Raw genomic sequence first — 18,079 nt, 5'->3', positions numbered from 1 at the left:
AGGAATATATGTCTTTTCATGAACTATTAGGCCAGGAGGACGCCAAGCGGCTGCTTCAGAATGCCTTACGCAAGGATGCTGTCAGCCATGCCTATCTGTTCACGGGTCCGGCAGGCAGCGGGCAGGTGAAGATGGCTTTGACGTTCGCCCAGGCGATATTTTGTACCGCCAGCAAAGATGATGCCTGCGGAGAGTGCCTGGAATGCCGCAAGGTGGAGCATGGCAATCATCCTGATTTAACGCTGCTGCGCCCCGATGGGGCGAGCATTAAGATCGATCAGATTCGTGAACTTCAGCGTGTTTTTTCCTACCGCTCGGAAGGAATTAACCCGAAGGTTTATATTATAGAAGGAGCGGACAAAATGACGGTGCAAGCCGCGAATAGTCTGCTGAAATTCCTGGAGGAGCCGCCGGCCCCTGCGGTAGGCATTCTGATCTCCGATAACAGCAGTTCCCTGCTCCCGACGATCCAGTCCAGAACCCAGCGCATTCCGTTTAGCCCGCTCCATCCGGATATTATGCTTCAGGCGCTGTCCGGTGAAGGGGTTCCGGTGCCGCTGGCACGGTGCGCGGTGTCGCTGACTGCCGGTCTTGACGGCTGCAGGGAACTTTTGGCACAGAATTGGTTTGCAGAAATGAGAAATCTAGTGTTACAATTAGCGAAGGAGTCTCTGGGCAAGGGCAGCACTGCGGTAGCAACCGCGGGTTCGAAGCTGTTCAAGACCGGACTTGGTGAACATTTGGACACTCTATTCAGCATGTTCCACTTATGGTTCAAAGATATGCTCTACTTCCTGTACCGAAAGCACGAAAGTATCGTTTTCATAGATCAGTTAGACTTTATTTCGAGGGCTGCCCGTCAGAGGAGTACGCAGCAGTGGGTGGCTTATATGGAATATGCGGCGGAGAGCAAGCGGAAGCTGCGTTCCAATGCCAATGCCCAGCTGTGTCTGGAGCAGTTTTTAATCCGGCTGGAAAGCTAGAGGCTCGGGTTATTTATAATAGATCCTCCGGGATATAATCCTCAGCACCTGGAAAGACCGGGTATAGCGGACGAGGAAGGACAAGCATGGATCATCAGGGAAGCAGTCTTGCTTAAGGGTTCCTTTACCGTCAAACAAGGGGGTTAATTTTTGTACAGCGTAGTAGGTGTCCGCTTCAAAAAAGCGGGTAAAATATATTATTTCGATCCGCTTGATTTCCCGATTGAACGCGATCAATGCGTGATTGTCGAGACTGCAAGAGGGGTCGAATACGGTAAGGTTGTCGTTGGCAAAAAAGAGGTGCAGGAAGCTGACGTTGTACTGCCGCTCAAGAAAGTCATGCGCATTGCCGGTGAAACCGACGCGCGCGTGGTGGAAGAGAACAAGGGTGCAGCGAAGGATGCTTTTACCACCTGTTTAAATAAAATCCGCGATCATGGCCTCAAAATGAAGCTGGTGGATGTGGAGTTTACGTTTGACCGCAACAAGATTATTTTCTACTTTACGGCCGAGGGCCGCGTGGATTTCCGCGAGCTGGTGAAGGACCTGGCCAGTATTTTCCGTACCCGCATTGAGCTCCGGCAGATTGGTGTGCGGGATGAAGCCAAGATGCTGGGCGGATTAGGCCCATGCGGACGGGTGCTCTGCTGCTCCTCCTGGCTTGGTGATTTCGAGCCGGTGTCCATCAAGATGGCGAAGGATCAGAATTTGTCGCTTAACCCGACCAAGATCTCGGGATTATGCGGACGGCTGATGTGTTGTCTGAAGTTTGAGCATGATAATTATGAGAGCACGAAGGAAGAAATGCCGGCTGTAGGCAAAATGGTCGTTACTTCACTGGGTGACGGCAAGGTAGTCGGTATCAATGCCGGCAGCCGCACGGTTCATGTGCAGCTGTTTGAAGTGGGCAAAGTTAAAGAACTTCCAATGGATGATGTTGTCGTCAAGTAAACCATTATAAGGTTACTTTCGGGGTGGAAACTTGGAGAAGAAAAATATATTTGCACACATGCAGGAGATGGAAGCGCAGATGGATGAAATGCGCACCACTCTGGGCGATTGGAAGCAGACGGTCAAAGAGCTGATGGAAGCGAATCAGAAGCTGAGTCTGGAGAACGAGCAACTTCGTATCATATTGAAAAGGGAAGCGCCTGTAGATAAGGCCGCACTGTCTGCGGAGGCGGAGGCTATACTTGCTGCCGAAGGGAAAGAGGAGGTTGTCGGGGAAGGCTATGATAATCTGGCCCGGCTGTATCACGAAGGCTTCCACATCTGCAATGTCTACTTTGGGCATTTGCGGACGGAAGGCGATTGTCTGTTCTGCCTTTCTTTTCTTAATAAATGAGGATATCCAGCCGTAGGAGATTGTCGCCTACGGTTTTTTTGAATGTAAGGCTATTCTTCCGAAGCATACGCTCAACAAAAACTTTTAGGAGATTACATTACAATGACCCATTCAATGAACAATACACCTGTACCCTTACATGAAGCTGAACGGGTCGATGACCTGCTCACCCATGATCTGAGAATTATCCAGAGTGACGAAGTGTTCAGCTTCTCGATGGATGCCGTACTGCTGGCACGGTTCGCCAGTGTACCGCCGCGCGGACGGGTGCTTGACCTGTGTACGGGTAACGGAGTAATTCCTATGCTCCTGACTACACGGACGAAGGCTTCTATTGAAGGAATCGAGATTCAGCCCCGTCTGGCAGACATGGCCCGGCGCAGTGTATCGCTTAACGGTCTGGAGGAGCGGGTACAGATTCATGAGGGCGATTTGCGGGAGCTTCATCTTACAGCGGGCTATGGCGTATACGATGCGATCACGGTGAATCCCCCTTATATGCCGCTGAACGGGAGCGATCTGAAGCTGAATTCCCATCAGGCGATGGCCCGCCATGAAATCGGTTGTACCCTGGAGGAGGTCATTCAGGCCTGTGTCCGGCTGGTCCGTACCGGAGGCAAAGTCAGCATGGTGCATAAGCCGCAGCGCCTCGTGGATATTATCAGTCTGATGCGGAAGCACCGGCTGGAACCGAAGCTGATCCGCTTTGTACATCCCCGCGCCCATCTGGAAGCGAATATGGTTCTGATCGAGGCCGCGCGTGACGGGAAGCCGGAGGTGCGTTTACAACCGCCTTTAATCGTATATAATGAGGACAATCAATATTGCCCCGAGATTATGGATATTTATTACGGAAACAAAGAGGATACGAGCCAATGACCATACAATGCCAAAGCAGCTTTCAAAATAACCATGACGGAGCGAAGCCCGAAGGATGCGGATGCCTGTATCTGGTGGCTACGCCGATCGGCAATCTGGAGGATATGACTTACCGGGCAGTACGCACGCTGAAGGAATGCGATATTATCGCTGCTGAGGATACGAGGCAGACGCGTAAGCTGCTGAGCCATTTTGAAATTACACCGTCCATGCTGTTCAGTTACCATGAGCATAACAAGGCCGCCAGTGGACCGGAGCTGCTACGCTATATAATAGAAGGTAAAAATCTGGCACTCGTCAGCGATGCCGGTCTGCCGGCGATATCCGACCCTGGTGCCGATCTGGTAGCTCTGGCTGTCAGCCATCAGATTCCGGTGATTCCGGTGCCTGGAGCGAATGCCGCCTTGTCGGCTTTGATTGCCTCAGGGCTGCCTACCGCCAGCTTCACGTTCGTCGGCTTCCTGCCTAGAGAGCGCAAGGACATAAGGGCCGTTCTGGCACCTCTGCGCTCTGCCCAAGGGACACTGCTCTTCTATGAGTCGCCGCACCGAGTTGCCAAGACACTTGTTCATTTGCAGGAGGCCTTCGGCAACCGCCGGATCACACTGGCCCGTGAACTGACCAAGCGGTATGAGGAGTTCCTGCGCGGATCGATTGAGGAGTGCCTGGCCTGGCTGGAGGAGCATCCCCCGCTTGGCGAATACGTAATTGTGCTTGAGGGAGAGAGCAAGGAGGAGGCCGAGCTGGCCGAGTCTTCCTGGTGGCGTCAGCTTAGTACCGGGGAGCATGTAGCCCACTATGAGGCTTCAGGTTTAACACGTAAGGATGCGATGAAAAAGGCAGCGTCTGACCGCGGCTTGTCCAAGCGCGATATTTATAATGAACTCCTGGAGCGGAGTTAGAACACTGTTGTGCTGAAGTTATTCGAATTCCAGTAAAAACCTAAAAATGGGTTTAATCATCTGAGCACCCAATGAAATAAATGTATTTCATACACTTATATGGATTGTATTATTCCTTTTATTAGTTATAGTTGTAGTTTATACATTTATATGTATAGGAAAAGCCAGTAACCCTCCAGCACCAAAGCCGCTAGTGACTCTACAGGTAAGCGTATCCCGCAGGGAGAGCGATCTGCTCATCCATGGCACGGGAGCACCCGGCGCAGCCGTCATAGGCACCTGACTATGGCGAAACCCTTCACATGGCAAGGCCTGAGGGATCACCGCAGGGAGTCCGAAAAGGGCCGGTCCACCGCCGAACCCCGCTTCCTTCCGCGTCCGCTGCAGAGATCCGCCAAGCTTCCGGGTGTCCAGAGGGCCGGGGCCCTTGGGGCCCTCCCTGTAGGGAGGGTAAGAATCAGAGGTTTAAGAAGTAGATGTGAGGTTTAGGAAGCAGACAAGGTAGGAAAAAGGGGCATCCGGGGAAAGTCCCCGAAAATAGCGCAAAAAAATACCTCCCGCGCGAACGGGAGGCCAAGGAGATATAAAAAGGTTAGAATTAACAATTGGATTAGTTCCTATTATACCCTATTTATTTTAGTTTGTCACAGGGGTAGGGATAGCCGAAATGCATTCATGACAAACAATTTTACCTTTGAAGTAAGTTACATTCTCAGCATTGCCGCAGAAAATGCAAGCAGGCTCGTATTTCTTAAGCATGATCCGCTCACCGTCCACGTAAATTTCGAGCGCATCTTTTTCTCCAATGCCCAGGGTGCGACGCAATTCAATTGGAATAACGACCCGTCCAAGCTCATCTACCTTACGTACAATTCCTGTTGATTTCATCATTACAATCGTTGCTCCTCTCAATGTTCAAAAGCGTCATTATTCGACATTCTTCACTGTTTTATGATATTTATAATACCAACCATTCCCAAAACAGTCAACCTTTTTTCAGGCTAATTTTAAGAAATCTTTTGAGACCACATTTATTCCGCGTTTGATCGGGCAAATCACTCTTAAAAAGCTTATGAAGATGTTTGTCGATTTGGCAGTATATGAATCGCTAATATTCGACAAATAGCGACAATATATTATATAAAACAAGAAAAGGAGATGATTTCATGAAGCAACCGCTGTCAGAAGAGAAGGTATTTAAGGACCCGGTTCACAACTACATCCACGTACAGGATACTATTATCTGGAGATTGATCAACACTAGGGAATTTCAGCGTCTGCGGCGCATCCGGCAGCTGGGCACCTCCTATTTGACCTTTCACGGGGCGGAACACAGCCGGTTCTCCCATTCTCTGGGGGTATATGAGATTACGCGGAGGATTATTTCCCAGTTTGAACGGAGCGGCTATAAGGACTGGATGCCGGAGGAGAGACTGCTTACCCTGTGTGCGGCACTGCTGCATGATTTGGGGCATGGCCCATTCTCCCATTCTATAGAAGAAGCTTTCGAAATGGATCATGAAGACTGGACCTGCCGTATCATTCTGGAGGATACAGAGATTACGGCTATTCTGCGTGATGTGGCTGAAGATTTCCCCGGTAAAGTAGCCTCGGTCATCTCCAAAACCTATGAGCATGAAATTGTTGTCAATTTGGTGTCGGGACCGCTGGATGCTGACCGGATGGATTATCTGCTCCGGGATGCATATTATACTGGGGTGAATTATGGAACCATCGACATCGACCGGATTCTGCGGATGCTGCGTCCTTATGACGGCCGGGTGGTTGTGAAGGAATCGGGGATGCATGCGATTGAGGATTACCTGATGTCACGCTACCAGATGTACTGGCAGGTCTATTTCCACCCGGTAACCCGCAGCTCTGAGATTATTCTCAGGCAGATTCTCCGCCGGGCCAAGGAGCTGGTGCAGCAGCAGCATGCCTTCCGCTTCATGATCGAGCCCTTAAGTGATCTGTTCAGCGGAGAGGTAACGGTAGGGCAGTACCTGCTGCTGGATGAAGCCTTGATGCAGACTGCCTTCATGCAGTGGACGCTGGAGGAGGATGACATTCTGAGCGACTTGTGCAGCCGGTTTATCCATCGTAAACTGTATAAATATGTGGAGATGGAGCATTTGGATTCTGACACGATTGACGAAATTCGCCGCAGCTTCGCCGGTGCGGGACTCCGGCCCGATTATGATCTGGAAATTGATTATCCCACCGATCTTCCCTATGATGTGTTCCGTCCGGGAGACGGCTTTGACAGCAAGCAGATCCTGCTTCTGGACAAGCATGACCGGCTGAGGGAAATCTCCGAGGTCTCGGATATTGTTCGCTCTATCAGTGGTATTCACCGCGGCAGATACCATCTGTATTTTCCGCAGGACAGACTGCAGAAAGCCCTTCCACAGCTGCCGCCGTCCATCGCAGAGATTTTTGCCAAATAAGCAGATCAAGCTTGGAATTATAGATACAATAACAGGCCGAAAGGATGTAATGTAATGCAGTTATTCGACACCCATACCCATCTGGATGCTCCACAATTCGACGAAGACCGCGAAGAGGTCATTGCCAGGGCGCTGGAAGCCGGCGTCAGCAAGATGATCAACATCGGTTTTAACCGGGATACGATACCGACTACCATGCAGCTTGCCGAGAAATATGATTATATTTATGCAGCCGTTGGCTGGCATCCCCAGGATGCCATCACGATGAAGGACGGAGACCTGGAATGGATCGCCTCCTTATGCGCTCATCCCAAGGTGGTTGCCATCGGCGAGATTGGACTTGATTACTACTGGGATACCTCTCCTAAGGATGTGCAGCATGAAGTATTCCGCAAGCAGATCGGGCTGGCCCGAGAGCTGAAGATGCCGATCTGTATTCATAACCGTGATGCTCATGAAGATGTGATCCGCATACTCCGTGAGGAGAAGGCGGGCGAGGTTGGCGGCGTAATGCACTCCTTCTCCGGGAGCTGGGAAAGTGCCAAGATGTGTCTTGATTTGGGCTTCCATCTTTCTTTTGGAGGACCGATTACGTTCAAGAATGCCCGGGTGCCCAAAGAGGTGCTTGCCCAGACTCCGCTGGACCGGCTGCTGATCGAAACTGACTCCCCATATCTGACTCCGCACCCCTTCCGGGGCAAGCGAAATGAGACCGCTCATGTGAGGCTGGTAGCGGAGGCGGCCGCGGCAATAAAAGGGATTGAATTACAGGAATTGGCGGAAATTACGTATGCGAACGCACTGGAACGATTTGGGATACTCTGAAAACAGGAGTAAAAGCGGCGAAAAATGAAGTATAGCGGATATATTAAACTTTTATGACGGAAAAACGGCCGATTATTACAATATTTTAATCATTTTTTTACGTAAACGTGGTTGAATCGTCCTTTACAACATGTATCAAAACAGGATATCATCTTTTCAGTGCAGTGAGCTGTTGTAACTGTGACAGTCACTAATTTCATGGATCGTCTCGCTGAGTCTCCGTATGGAGAACGGGGGAACCAATAATGCGCTGCCGCATGAACGTACAAGAGTACTGGCACAGAATTGCCGCAGGCATTATTTGATTTCTTTACGTGGTCTTTGGGGTGAATTTGAGGGCAACCGCCGTGAGCGGGTGACCTGAGATAGGGCGTCTCTCTTATGTCCGAACCCGACAGCTAACCCCGTAAGCGCAAGTAAGAGAGGAAACCTCGTGCATAAGCATTCCGACGTATTCGACACCGGGAAGCCACGAAAGAGTCCTCTATGAGCTCTTTTTAGGCTTCTTTTGTTTTGAATAATGAGAATGCTCCCGGCATACTGTTATATAACAGATCTCCGGAGTAACTATGCCGAGCAGGCGATCCATGAGCAGGAAACGCTGAAGCAAGTGCGGGCGTATCCTGTTGCAAACTCAAACCTAGTTTCGTCAGAAGTGATACAGTCACCTTGAACTAACTTGGACGACGGGGCTATGTAAGGAGGATGGAGAGAGTGGGCGTATTCCAACCAGAGGTATCCCATGATTCGCAATCATCCAGCAGGTCTTTCGCATTACGGTTGAAGCAAGTGAATCCCCGCGTAGTTTTACTTGCCGGTGTGGCATCGATTGTTATCGCACTGTTAATACTGCTGTACGTACACGGTCAGAGCAAAAAAGAAATTACCCTAGTAATAGACGGACAGGTACAGACACTGGAGACGCGGGAAACGCTGTTCAGTGATGTGCTGGCTAAGGAACAGATTTCGCTGCAGGCGCATGATGAATTATCTATTGGCCTTAGTGATGAAATAAAAGACGGCGACCGTATCGTGATTAACACTGCGCAGAAGTTCGCTCTTACCGTAGACGGAAAGACCGAGACGTTATTTACGACCGAGGATACCATTGGTCAGGCCATCGACAAGCTGGGCTACAGCCTGGAAGGCTTAGACAAGATTTACCCTTCGCTAGAAACCGCAGTATCTGCAGACATGGAAATCAAAATTGTCCGGATTAAAAAGCATGTGGTTCAACGGACAACTAATTTGCCTTTCCGGGTCATTAAGACAGCAGACCCCTCATTGACCAAGGGAACCGTAAGAGTGGCACAGGCAGGTAAGCCTGGCGTAATGGTCCAGCACATCGAGAAGATCTATCAAGATGGCGAGCTGGCATCCATGCGCATGATCGGCAAGGAAGTACAGACGGTTACCAAGGACAAAATCATTGCCATTGGAACCAAGCCGCTTCCTAAGCCCGTCGTAGTTACTGCCAAAGTTTCCATACCTGTAACAACCTCCAAGTCATCTAAAGCCAGCGCAAAGGCCAGCAATGTTACCAGTAAGGCTGGTGTGGATTTCGAGTACAAAAGAATGATCAAAAACGTATCCATGACTGCGTATTCGTCTCAGGAACCGGGTATTGGAACACGTACTGCCTCCGGCACACGCGTAACGGAAGGCCGCACTATAGCTGTAGATCCTAGTGTTATACCGATTGGCTGGTGGGTGTACATTGAAGGATTAGGGTTTCGCCGAGCAGAGGATACCGGCGGTGCCATCAAAGGCAACAAGGTGGATGTCTATTACGATTCACTGAGCCATGCCCGTAATTTCGGCCGCAAGTCGCGCACACTCTATGTGATCGGACCTGTGAAGCCGGAGCTGAACTAAACGTAAAGTCTTTTGCAAATTAGCGGTTAATACGATATAGTGAGGGAAGCACTTACGAAATTTTAGAGAGCTGCCGCTCATCACTTATACATTCTTTAGCCAAAAAGAAGGGGAGCGAATCCTCTTCTTTTTGCGTTCTGGAGTAAGGAGTAAAAATATTTATGATTAAAGAGCTAATTGTGGTTGAAGGGAAAAGTGATACCGTTGCCGTTAAGCGGGCGGTTGAGGCCGATACGATTGAAACCGGGGGTTCGGCAGTGGATAACAGGGTCATTGCCAAGATCAAGCTGGCCATGGAGCGCCGGGGTGTAATCATTCTTACCGACCCGGATCATGCCGGAGAGCGAATCCGCAAAATCGTCGCGGCCAAGGTGCCGGGCTGCAAGCATGCCTTCATCCCGGAGAAGGATGCAACCCGCAAAGGAGATATCGGAATAGAGAATGCTTCGCCTGAGGCTATCCGCCATGCGCTGGAGCATGTACATACCTCCTTCGAGGGGGCGCCGCCCATCATTGGGCTGGATGAGCTTATGGCCGCAGGGCTGATGGTGCATCCCCGGGCGGCTGAGCGCAGAATGCAGCTTGGCAATCTGCTCGGTATCGGTTATTGCAATGGCAAGCAACTGTACAAACGTCTGGCGATGTTCGGCATTACCCGCGAAGAATTCGCGCAGGCCCTCGCCCAAATTGATCAGGGAGGCATTACTTCATGAGCGGTATCGAGAATATCTCGTCCCCAACAAGAACCAAAGCGATAATTCAGCGTTACGGATTCTCCTTCAAAAAAAGCCTGGGCCAGAACTTTCTGATCGATCAGAATATTCTGGACAAAATTGTGGATGCCGCCGGTCTGGACAGCACAGCCGGTGCGCTTGAGATTGGGCCGGGGATCGGAGCACTGACGGAACGGCTGGCGTTGACGGCCGGGGCCGTCACTGCGGTAGAGATTGACCGCAGGCTGATCCCGATTCTTAGGGATGTCCTGTCGCCATATCCCCATGTAAAGATCCGTAATGACGATGTGCTGAAGGTGAATCTGCAGGAGCTGTTCGCTGAGGATTTCACGGGGAGGGACCGGGTTAGTGTCGTAGCTAACCTGCCGTATTATGTGACTACACCCATCCTCATGAAGCTGCTGGAGGAGAAGCTGCCGCTGGATAATATCGTGGTCATGATCCAGAAGGAGGTTGCCGAGCGTATGGCGGCGTCTCCGGGCGGCAAGGAGTATGGCAGCCTGAGTATTGCCGTCCAGTATTACAGCGAGCCTGAGCTGGTCTGTATGGTGCCGCGTACGGTGTTCATCCCGCAGCCTAACGTGGAATCGGCTGTGATCCGGCTGAAGGTCAGAGAACGCCCTCCGGTGGAGGTAGCGGACGAGAAGCATTTCTTTGGTGTGGTACAGGCGTCCTTTACCCAGCGGCGCAAGACGATTGCCAATAATCTTAAGGCCCGCTACTTCCCGGAAGAAGGGCGGGAGCGCCTGGAGGCGCTGCTCTCCGAAGCCGGCATTGAACCCTCGCGGCGCGGCGAGACGCTTAGCATTGAAGAGTATGCGCGGCTCAGTGCGGTTCTTCTGGCTGCAGGCATCGCATAGAATACAGAAAACCCTCCCGGCGGATGAACCAACCGGGGCCTTTGCCCATAACATGGGGTAGAGGTGGTGTTGTAATGAATCTAGGAGACTTGGTCATTCGTAAATCCTATGGCGGCGATGTGACCTTCCGGGTAGACAATATATTGCAGAATAGAGCAGTCATTAAAGGCACGGAGTTCCGTCTGCTGGCGGATTCCCCGCTGGAGGATCTGGTGCAGGTGCCTCCTACACGGGTTACCGAGCGGGGAGCGCGTGCGCAGATCAAGGCAACAGAATCTCTAACCTGGTTGCGTAAAGACCGGCAGGTGCAGAGCCAGCGAAGCGGAGAGAGCGTGTCGGGGTCCACGGGAACCTGGGGCCAATCTCCGAAGGAAGCGGCTTATTTTGAAGTGCCGGGTAAGGTCCTGCATTTGGATGGTGATGCACTCTATCTGAAGAAGAGCCTGAGTCTCTACGAGCAGCTGCGCATACCGGCGGAGGGACATCATGTCAACGAATCCAAAATGGCGGAGACGCTGTACCGTCTGCTGCCCCGTGTGCGTCCCGATATCGTAGTGATTACCGGCCATGATGGAGTACTTAAGCAACAGCAGAATTATGATCTGTACAGTCTGAGCAGCTATAAGAATTCACAGAATTTTGTGGCAGCCATCCGGGTGGCCCGTGAATATGAGCGGAATTTCGATGCTTTGACGATCGTAGCCGGAGCCTGCCAGTCGCACTTCGAGGCTCTCCTGGGCAATGGTGCCAACTTCGCCAGCTCCCCGGGCAGAATACTCATTCATGCCCTGGACCCGGTGTATATCGCGGCCAAGGCCTCTTTTACCTCTATCCGGGATACGGTGAACTTAAGCGATGTACTGAGTCATACAATCAGCGGCAATCAGGGGATGGGCGGAATAGAGACGCGGGGCAGCTTCCGGATCGGAATGCCTCAGCTGCAGAACCTGGCTACGCTGAAGGTAGCGCCTTCGGTGCTGTAACCGGGCAAGTGATAACTGAACAGTCGGAAGGAATAGGGTAAGCATTCGTGCTTATCCTATTTTGCTGCCACGGAAGCCGCTTATGACACAAGATGGGTCAGGGAGCAGCCAGTCATTATTACTGATAACAAGGTGCTTAAGTCAGGAATTTCCCCGTCTAAAAAAATTCCGTTGACAACTTTTTTCTCATCATCTATAATTATTTATTTAATTTGACAAGTGGTTATAGAAGTTGTATAATGGACAAGGAAAGAGGTGGTCGTCAGGTAATGGCTAATAACGCGCTGTTAGAAATTAAACGCAGTCTTGAAGCTCACGTCGGTCATAAGATCACGTTGCGGGCTAACGGTGGCCGTCGGAAGACCGTTGAACGCACCGGTGTCCTGGAAGAAACGTACCCTTCTGTATTTATTGTCAAACTCGATCAGGAGCAGCAGACCTTCAAGCGTGTCTCCTATAGCTATGCCGATATACTTACTGAATCTGTGGAAATCACAGTTACCGAAGACGATGGGCAGATGCGGATTATGTATATCAAAGCTTAGCGTCATGACAGTCTCCCTGCGGGGGGGCTGTTTTTTGATAGAATTTTTATGTTTTGGGGTCCCCGCAAAGTACCTGAGTCATCACCTACGCTAAAGCCCCACTTTGTGGGGTTATTTTGCATGTAGGGACTCTTCCTGAATTATGCTGCATGACACTGGCCTCCCGGCTGCATACTACATAGGCAGTACGTTCATCATAGAGCAGCATACAAGGGAGGCATTCGTAATGAGCCGCAGAAGACGAAGCATGATGTCGGAGGAATTGAAGACGGAGCTGGCCAAGGAGCTTGGGTTCTACGAAACGGTTGAGCAGGAGGGCTGGGGCGGAATCCGGGCAGTCGATGCCGGGAATATGGTGAAACGGGCGATTCAGCTGGCAGAGCAGGCTGCTGCGCGGAAATTGTAAGCGGCTATAGCGGTGTCATGCCGCACCGGGTATCGCCTGCGGGCGGTACCTTTTCTGCTTCATAGAACCGGATGTATATTTAATGGACTTCACTGTCAGTTTCTCATATAATATGTTAAGTTGTTTTGTACGGGAAAAGCTGAGGGTGGGTGAACGCCTTGAAAATGTATGAGAAGGCACCGGCAAAAATTAATCTGATGCTGGATGTGCTGCATAAGCGGGCTGATGGATTTCATGAAGTGGAAATGATAATGACAATGGTCGATCTGGCGGACCGTCTGGAGCTGTCGGAGCTGAAGCGGGATTCGATTATTATCTCAAGCCAGGCCGGATATATTCCGCTGGATGAGAAGAATCTGGCCTTCCAGGCGGCAAGGCTGATCAAGGACCGGTATAACGTCAGAAGCGGAGTACATATCCATCTGGACAAAAGAATTCCGGTCGCTGCCGGCCTCGCCGGCGGCAGCAGCGATGCCGCGGCTACGCTGCGCGGCCTGAACCGGCTCTGGCGCCTAGGCATCCCGGTGCAGGAGCTGCAGGAGCTGGGCGCTGAGCTGGGCTCAGACGTCCCGTTCTGCGTCACAGGAGGCACTGCCCTGGCTACGGGCAGGGGCGAACGGCTGACCCCAATCGCGAATCCTCCGCAAATGTGGGTCATCCTGGCGAAGCCGCCGATCAATGTATCGACGGCTGAGGTATACGGACGCGTGCGCGCCGGCAACATAGCGGTGCATCCGTCCGCGCTCCGCATGCAGCAGGCTCTGGAGGCCGGTGACTTCTCAGCCGTCTGTGAGGGCCTTGGCAACGTGCTGGAGGATGTGACTCTGAAGCTGCACCCTGAGGTGCAGCAGCTCAAGGAAGCGATGCTGAAGCTGGGGGCGGACGGCGTGCTGATGTCGGGGAGCGGTCCGACCGTATTTGGCCTTGTCTCCAGGCACTCCAAGGTGGCGAGAATCTATAACGGGCTGCGCGGATTCTGCAAGGAAGTCTATGCAGTGCGTTCGCTGAGCTAAGCGGAGCGGGACCATCCTCTGATAACGGAGGCAAAGCGGTTTCCGCTTGTGCAAATCCGTACAATAATGATATTATTCATAGTAATATTCGGTTTTGTATAAAGTGAATTTAAGAATCGAGCATGCATTATTCTTAAATTCAGCTTATAAGGCGAGGAGCATTCCGTGAAAAAACTTAAACGAAGCCAACGGTTAGTTGACATGACCCAATTTTTACTGGAGAAGCCGCATGATCTGCTGCCTCTGTCCACTTTTGCAGAGCGGTACGGTGCGGCGAAGTCATCGGTCAGCGAGGACCTGGCTATTATAAAAGAGGTATTTGAAGGCGAAGGAATGGGCGAGCTGCAGACACTGGCCGGGGCAGCGGGCGGAGTGCGTTATATTCCGCGCATGCCTATGGATATGGCGCTTGCCTTCGTGAACCGTCTGTGCGGGCAGCTTGAGCAGAGCGACCGGATACTGCCCGGCGGTTATCTGTATATGTCGGATCTGCTCGGCCTCCCGTCCCTGATGGAGCAGGCCGGCAAGATCATTGCCACCGCCTTCTACGGCGTGGAGATTGATGTCGTCATGACGGTGGAGACCAAGGGGATTCCGCTGGCGTACGCAACGGCTGCGCAGCTGGGGCTGCCGGTCGTGCTGGTCCGCCGTGACCATCAGGTAACGGAGGGCTCGGCTGTAAGCATCAACTATGTATCGGGCTCCCATAAGAGCATCCATACGATGTCCCTGTCCAGACGGGCACTGCGCGAGAAATCCCGGGTGCTGATTGTCGATGACTTCATGAAGGCGGGTGGCACCGTACGCGGAATGGTCGATCTGTTGGGTGAGTTCAATGCAGAGGTCGCAGGTGTGGGCGTACTCGTAGAGTCCGGCGACGTGGAGAATGAAGAACGCCTGCTGCATGACTACGTGTCGCTGGTGAAGCTGACAGAGGTGGACTCCAAGGTGCGGCGTATTTCGGCGTTTCCGGGCAACTATTTCTCCTCCTGAACGAGGGATACTGCCGGTTCTGAAAAGACGGGCATAATGTCGAAACTATGAGGATTCTTAAGATAACTGCACGAAATCTGTCGAAATCGACGATTCTGCAAAAATAATCTTCTTAATCAGGCATTATTTGGAATGAAAAAGAAGGAATTCGCTTTGCTGTGTGGAATTATACACCAAGTCTCTGATGGAAAAAGGTGGTGAACACACACATGCAAATTACGGATGTCAGACTCCGCCGCGTCAACTCTGAGGGGAGAATGAAAGCAATCGCATCCATTACAATCGATAACGAGTTTGTTGTTCATGACATTCGCGTCATCGACGGGAATAACGGGATGTTTGTTGCAATGCCCAGCAAGCGTACACCTGACGGAGAATTCCGCGATATCGCACACCCGATTTCTTCGGGAACGCGCGAGAAGATTCAATCTGCGGTTCTGGCCGAGTACGAACGTGCCGCTACGGAAGAAGAGGAAGTAATTGAAGAGGGAGCTTAAGCGGTGAACCGCTGACTCTCTGGGAGTTGCTGCCTCCCCAGGGCGGCAATAGGCCATACCGTTTTATATGTTTCGGGGTCCCCGCAGAGTACCTGGGTCAGCCTCGGAGCCAAAGCCCTACATTGTGGGGGGATTTTATTGGGGTTCGAAGAAAAGGGAACCATGCCTGCATGGTTCTCTTTTCTTTTTGCCCGGAATGAGATATATTCAGTAGTGAGTTCAAGAAGTGGGAGGTTGGCATTCTTGAAAAGAATGGCTGTTGTACTTGCTGCAGGCCAAGGCAAGCGCATGAAATCTAAATTATACAAGGTACTGCACCCTGTCTGCGGTAAACCGATGGTAGGGCACGTGCTTGATACAGTGAAGGCGACCGGATGCCAGCATAATGTAGTTGTTGTAGGCCACGGCGCCGAGAAGGTTAAGGCATACTTAGGCGAGAATGCCGAATATGTGCTGCAGGATGTCCAGCTTGGAACCGGCCATGCCGTCAAGCAGGCCAAGGATCTTCTGGGCAGCGAAGAAGGAACCACCATTGTCATCTGCGGAGATACGCCGCTTGTCATGAGCGAGACACTCGAAGGCATGATGGCGCTGCATGAAGCGCAGAATGCTGCTGCAACGGTCCTTACTGCTGTTATGGAGCAGCCTGCCGGATATGGACGGATTATCCGCGGCGAAGACGGCGGAGTGCTGAAGATTGTGGAACAGAAGGATTGCACAGAGAGTGAAGCTGCGGTTAACGAGATTAATACAGGGACGTATTGTTTTGATAACGCGAAGCTCTTTGCTGCTCTCGAGAAGGTTACGAATACCAACAACCAGCAGGAATATTATTTGACGGATGTTATCGGTATACTCCGGGCGCAGGGCGATATCGTTCTGGGCTATCAGGCCCATGATGCAGCAGAGTCCATTGGTGTGAATGACCGACTGGCGTTGTCTGAAGCCGAAGGCTATATGCGTCAGCGCATCAACCGGGGGCATATGCTCGGCGGAGTCACTATCATCGATCCGGCTTCAACCTACATCGGAGCAGATGTTGTCATTGGAGCAGATACTGTGCTGTATCCGGGCACGGTACTCAAGGGCAAGACAGTGATCGGCGAAGATTGTGTGATTGGTCCGGCAAGTGAAATTGAAGACTGCGTGATTATGGACGGAGCGGCTGTGAAGCATTCCGTGCTGAATCAGGCTCAGGTCGGCACACGGGCTTCCGTTGGGCCTTTTGCGTATTTACGTCCCGGAACCGTTCTGGGTGAGGGTGTTAAGGTCGGCGACTTCGTAGAGATCAAGAATGCTACAATCGGCGACGGCTCCAAGGTATCTCATTTAAGCTATGTCGGTGATGCTGAGGTCGGTAAGAATGTCAATATCGGCTGCGGCGCGATCACCGTTAATTATGACGGCTATAATAAGTTCAGAACCGAGATTGGCGATGATGCCTTTATCGGCAGCAACGTGAACCTTGTGGCTCCGGTTACAGTGGGCAAGGGCGCATTCATTGTCGCCGGTTCCACGATTACGCGTCCGGTTTCGGAGAACGATCTGGCGATTGCCAGAGCAAGGCAGGAGAATAAGCCGGGATATGCAGAGAAGATCCGCTCCCGGGCCAAGGCGAAGAAAGACCAGCATAGTCCATCGTAAAGCGTGTAAGCAGAAAGCAGCTGTAGGCTTAGAGCGCCGGACGGACTTCTTGCACATCCGCGCCGGTGCTTTGGCCAGTTAAATTCCGTCACGGAGGGTTTATATTTTATGACTTATTGTGATTCCAAACTCAAGATTTTCACCTGCAACTCCAATCCTAAGCTGGCCAGCCAGATTGCTGATTATATCGGCATTCCGATGGGCGAGTCCCATACGACAAGCTTCAGTGATGGAGAGATTCAGGTTAAGCTGTCGGAGAGTGTCCGGGGCTGTCATGTCTATATCGTACAGTCCACCTGCGGACCGGTGAACGACAATCTGATGGAGCTTCTGGTGATGGTAGATGCGCTTAAGCGTGCCTCCGCGAAGAGCATCAATGTCGTGATTCCTTACTACGGGTATGCCCGTCAAGACCGTAAGGCCCGTTCCCGTGATCCGATTACGGCCAAGCTGGTAGCGAACCTGATTGAGAAGGCGGGTGCACATCGCGTCATTACTATGGACCTTCATGCGATGCAGATTCAAGGCTTCTTCGACATTCCAGTGGATCATCTGCTGGGTGTTCCGATTCTGGCTCAATATTTCCGTTCGAAGCAAATTCAGAACCCGGTGGTCGTCTCTCCTGACCATGGGGGCGTGGTGCGTGCCAGAAAGCTGGCTGACTTCCTTAACGCTCCGCTGGCGATTATCGACAAGCGCCGTCCTGAACCGAACGTCAGTGAGGTTATGAACATTATCGGTAATATTGAAGGCAAAACGGCGATCCTGATCGATGATATCATCGATACGGCAGGAACGATCGTTCTTGGAGCCAATGCTCTGATGGAAGGCGGCGTGAAAGAAGTCTACGCCTGCTGTACGCATCCTGTATTATCCGGTCCGGCGCATGAACGTCTGGAAAACTCTCCGATCAAAGAAATTATCGTGACGGATACCATTCCAATTCGCAGCAGCAACCCGACCTCCAAGCTCAAGGTACTGTCCGTAGCCCCGCTTATGGGCGAAGCTATCATTCGCGTGCATGAAGAGCTGTCGATCAGTAAGCTGTTCGAAATCGAATAGGCCGCAGGCAGATCAGCAGAAAAAGGGTTACACCTTTCGTCAAGCGGAAGGTGTAACCCTTATCGGCGTGATACAGCGGCAGG

At 51.7% G+C, this 18,079-nt stretch carries 19 protein-coding genes and 1 riboswitch; of the genes, 18 read left to right on the top strand and 1 reads right to left on the bottom strand.

Features of this window, described 5'->3' with window-relative positions:
- Positions 1–8: 8 nt before the first annotated feature.
- The 5 genes from holB to rsmI all read left to right on the top strand — a co-directional run bounded on the left by holB (position 9) and on the right by rsmI (position 4,109).
- Entirely contained in the window at positions 9–983 is a 975-nt protein-coding gene (gene holB, locus MHH78_RS02365) for a DNA polymerase III subunit delta' (protein ID WP_036696363.1), read from the top strand.
- A 150-nt stretch (positions 984–1,133) separates the two neighbouring features.
- The gene (locus tag MHH78_RS02360; RefSeq protein ID WP_036696365.1) at positions 1,134–1,934 is read left to right on the top strand and encodes a PSP1 domain-containing protein; all 801 of its coding nucleotides are present in this window, start codon (positions 1,134–1,136) and stop codon (positions 1,932–1,934) included.
- Positions 1,935–1,965: 31 nt separating this feature from the next.
- Entirely contained in the window at positions 1,966–2,328 is a 363-nt protein-coding gene (gene yabA, locus MHH78_RS02355; protein WP_036723981.1) for a DNA replication initiation control protein YabA, read from the top strand.
- A 102-nt stretch (positions 2,329–2,430) separates the two neighbouring features.
- Positions 2,431–3,207 (top strand): tRNA1(Val) (adenine(37)-N6)-methyltransferase, encoded by a 777-nt coding sequence (locus MHH78_RS02350; RefSeq protein ID WP_200869522.1) that lies wholly within the window; start codon positions 2,431–2,433, stop codon positions 3,205–3,207.
- Positions 3,204–4,109, top strand: coding sequence for a 16S rRNA (cytidine(1402)-2'-O)-methyltransferase (gene rsmI, locus MHH78_RS02345; RefSeq protein ID WP_341166475.1), 906 nt, complete (start codon positions 3,204–3,206; stop codon positions 4,107–4,109). The genes MHH78_RS02350 and rsmI overlap by 4 nt, the downstream gene beginning before the upstream one ends.
- 636 nt (positions 4,110–4,745) lie before the next feature.
- On the opposite strand, the gene MHH78_RS02340 is transcribed toward rsmI, so the two are convergent.
- Positions 4,746–5,000 (bottom strand): AbrB/MazE/SpoVT family DNA-binding domain-containing protein, encoded by a 255-nt coding sequence (locus MHH78_RS02340; RefSeq protein ID WP_019914502.1) that lies wholly within the window; start codon positions 4,998–5,000, stop codon positions 4,746–4,748.
- 275 nt (positions 5,001–5,275) lie between these two features.
- Here MHH78_RS02340 and MHH78_RS02335 point away from each other — a divergent pair, with 275 nt between their 5' ends.
- The 13 genes from MHH78_RS02335 (at position 5,276) to MHH78_RS02275 (ending at position 17,996) form a co-directional block, all read left to right on the top strand.
- Positions 5,276–6,559, top strand: coding sequence for an HD domain-containing protein (locus tag MHH78_RS02335; RefSeq protein WP_076082760.1), 1,284 nt, complete (start codon positions 5,276–5,278; stop codon positions 6,557–6,559).
- A gap of 54 nt (positions 6,560–6,613) precedes the next feature.
- The gene (locus MHH78_RS02330) at positions 6,614–7,384 is read left to right on the top strand and encodes a TatD family hydrolase (protein WP_076082763.1); all 771 of its coding nucleotides are present in this window, start codon (positions 6,614–6,616) and stop codon (positions 7,382–7,384) included.
- Positions 7,385–7,583: 199 nt separating this feature from the next.
- Positions 7,584–7,812, top strand: a riboswitch (cyclic di-AMP (ydaO/yuaA leader).
- A gap of 286 nt (positions 7,813–8,098) precedes the next feature.
- The gene (locus tag MHH78_RS02325; protein ID WP_341166474.1) at positions 8,099–9,259 is read left to right on the top strand and encodes a 3D domain-containing protein; all 1,161 of its coding nucleotides are present in this window, start codon (positions 8,099–8,101) and stop codon (positions 9,257–9,259) included.
- A gap of 161 nt (positions 9,260–9,420) precedes the next feature.
- Positions 9,421–9,972 (top strand): ribonuclease M5, encoded by a 552-nt coding sequence (gene rnmV, locus MHH78_RS02320; protein WP_036723973.1) that lies wholly within the window; start codon positions 9,421–9,423, stop codon positions 9,970–9,972.
- On the top strand, positions 9,969–10,853 hold the full coding sequence (gene rsmA, locus MHH78_RS02315; RefSeq protein WP_340956918.1) for a 16S rRNA (adenine(1518)-N(6)/adenine(1519)-N(6))-dimethyltransferase RsmA: 885 nt from the start codon (positions 9,969–9,971) through the stop codon (positions 10,851–10,853). Before rnmV ends, rsmA begins: the two co-directional genes overlap by 4 nt.
- Before the next feature lie 74 nt (positions 10,854–10,927).
- Positions 10,928–11,836 carry a sporulation peptidase YabG gene (gene yabG / locus MHH78_RS02310; RefSeq protein WP_340945767.1) on the top strand — a complete coding sequence of 303 codons (909 nt, stop codon included), beginning with the start codon at positions 10,928–10,930 and terminating at the stop codon, positions 11,834–11,836.
- A gap of 269 nt (positions 11,837–12,105) precedes the next feature.
- Positions 12,106–12,381, top strand: coding sequence for a biofilm formation stimulator Veg (gene veg, locus MHH78_RS02305; protein WP_036696386.1), 276 nt, complete (start codon positions 12,106–12,108; stop codon positions 12,379–12,381).
- A 226-nt stretch (positions 12,382–12,607) separates the two neighbouring features.
- Entirely contained in the window at positions 12,608–12,787 is a 180-nt protein-coding gene (locus MHH78_RS02300; protein ID WP_036723967.1) for a small, acid-soluble spore protein, alpha/beta type, read from the top strand.
- Positions 12,788–12,945: 158 nt separating this feature from the next.
- On the top strand, positions 12,946–13,800 hold the full coding sequence (gene ispE, locus MHH78_RS02295) for a 4-(cytidine 5'-diphospho)-2-C-methyl-D-erythritol kinase (protein WP_036723966.1): 855 nt from the start codon (positions 12,946–12,948) through the stop codon (positions 13,798–13,800).
- A 165-nt stretch (positions 13,801–13,965) separates the two neighbouring features.
- Positions 13,966–14,793: a pur operon repressor gene (gene purR, locus MHH78_RS02290; protein ID WP_036723965.1), complete on the top strand. Its 828-nt coding sequence runs from the start codon at positions 13,966–13,968 to the stop codon at positions 14,791–14,793.
- Between the two features lie 209 nt (positions 14,794–15,002).
- Positions 15,003–15,290 (top strand): septation regulator SpoVG, encoded by a 288-nt coding sequence (spoVG, locus tag MHH78_RS02285; RefSeq protein ID WP_036696395.1) that lies wholly within the window; start codon positions 15,003–15,005, stop codon positions 15,288–15,290.
- Between the two features lie 243 nt (positions 15,291–15,533).
- The gene (gene glmU, locus MHH78_RS02280; protein ID WP_036723963.1) at positions 15,534–16,934 is read left to right on the top strand and encodes a bifunctional UDP-N-acetylglucosamine diphosphorylase/glucosamine-1-phosphate N-acetyltransferase GlmU; all 1,401 of its coding nucleotides are present in this window, start codon (positions 15,534–15,536) and stop codon (positions 16,932–16,934) included.
- 108 nt (positions 16,935–17,042) lie between these two features.
- Positions 17,043–17,996, top strand: a complete 954-nt coding sequence (locus MHH78_RS02275) for a ribose-phosphate diphosphokinase (protein ID WP_019914487.1) — start codon at positions 17,043–17,045, stop codon at positions 17,994–17,996.
- The last annotated feature ends 83 nt before the right edge of the window (positions 17,997–18,079 follow it).

Source organism: Paenibacillus sp. FSL H3-0333 (genome assembly GCF_038002805.1).
GTDB classification, from domain to species: domain Bacteria; phylum Bacillota; class Bacilli; order Paenibacillales; family Paenibacillaceae; genus Paenibacillus_AQ; species Paenibacillus_AQ silagei.
The sequence above is the reverse complement of the archived record's forward strand: the minus strand, read 5'-3'. Positions and strand labels throughout refer to the sequence as shown.

Bases quoted from the DNA above. Each gene is read 5' to 3' on its own strand.
- holB (WP_036696363.1), top strand. From the start codon at position 9: ATGTCTTTTCATGAACTATTAGGCCAGGAGGACGCCAAGCGGCTGCTT.
- MHH78_RS02350 (WP_200869522.1), top strand. From the start codon at position 2,431: ATGACCCATTCAATGAACAATACACCTGTACCCTTACATGAAGCTGAA.
- rsmI (WP_341166475.1), top strand. From the start codon at position 3,204: ATGACCATACAATGCCAAAGCAGCTTTCAAAATAACCATGACGGAGCG.
- MHH78_RS02340 (WP_019914502.1), bottom strand. From the start codon at position 5,000: ATGATGAAATCAACAGGAATTGTACGTAAGGTAGATGAGCTTGGACGG.
- MHH78_RS02335 (WP_076082760.1), top strand. From the start codon at position 5,276: ATGAAGCAACCGCTGTCAGAAGAGAAGGTATTTAAGGACCCGGTTCAC.
- MHH78_RS02330 (WP_076082763.1), top strand. From the start codon at position 6,614: ATGCAGTTATTCGACACCCATACCCATCTGGATGCTCCACAATTCGAC.
- rnmV (WP_036723973.1), top strand. From the start codon at position 9,421: ATGATTAAAGAGCTAATTGTGGTTGAAGGGAAAAGTGATACCGTTGCC.
- rsmA (WP_340956918.1), top strand. From the start codon at position 9,969: ATGAGCGGTATCGAGAATATCTCGTCCCCAACAAGAACCAAAGCGATA.
- yabG (WP_340945767.1), top strand. From the start codon at position 10,928: ATGAATCTAGGAGACTTGGTCATTCGTAAATCCTATGGCGGCGATGTG.
- veg (WP_036696386.1), top strand. From the start codon at position 12,106: ATGGCTAATAACGCGCTGTTAGAAATTAAACGCAGTCTTGAAGCTCAC.
- MHH78_RS02300 (WP_036723967.1), top strand. From the start codon at position 12,608: ATGAGCCGCAGAAGACGAAGCATGATGTCGGAGGAATTGAAGACGGAG.
- spoVG (WP_036696395.1), top strand. From the start codon at position 15,003: ATGCAAATTACGGATGTCAGACTCCGCCGCGTCAACTCTGAGGGGAGA.
- MHH78_RS02275 (WP_019914487.1), top strand. From the start codon at position 17,043: ATGACTTATTGTGATTCCAAACTCAAGATTTTCACCTGCAACTCCAAT.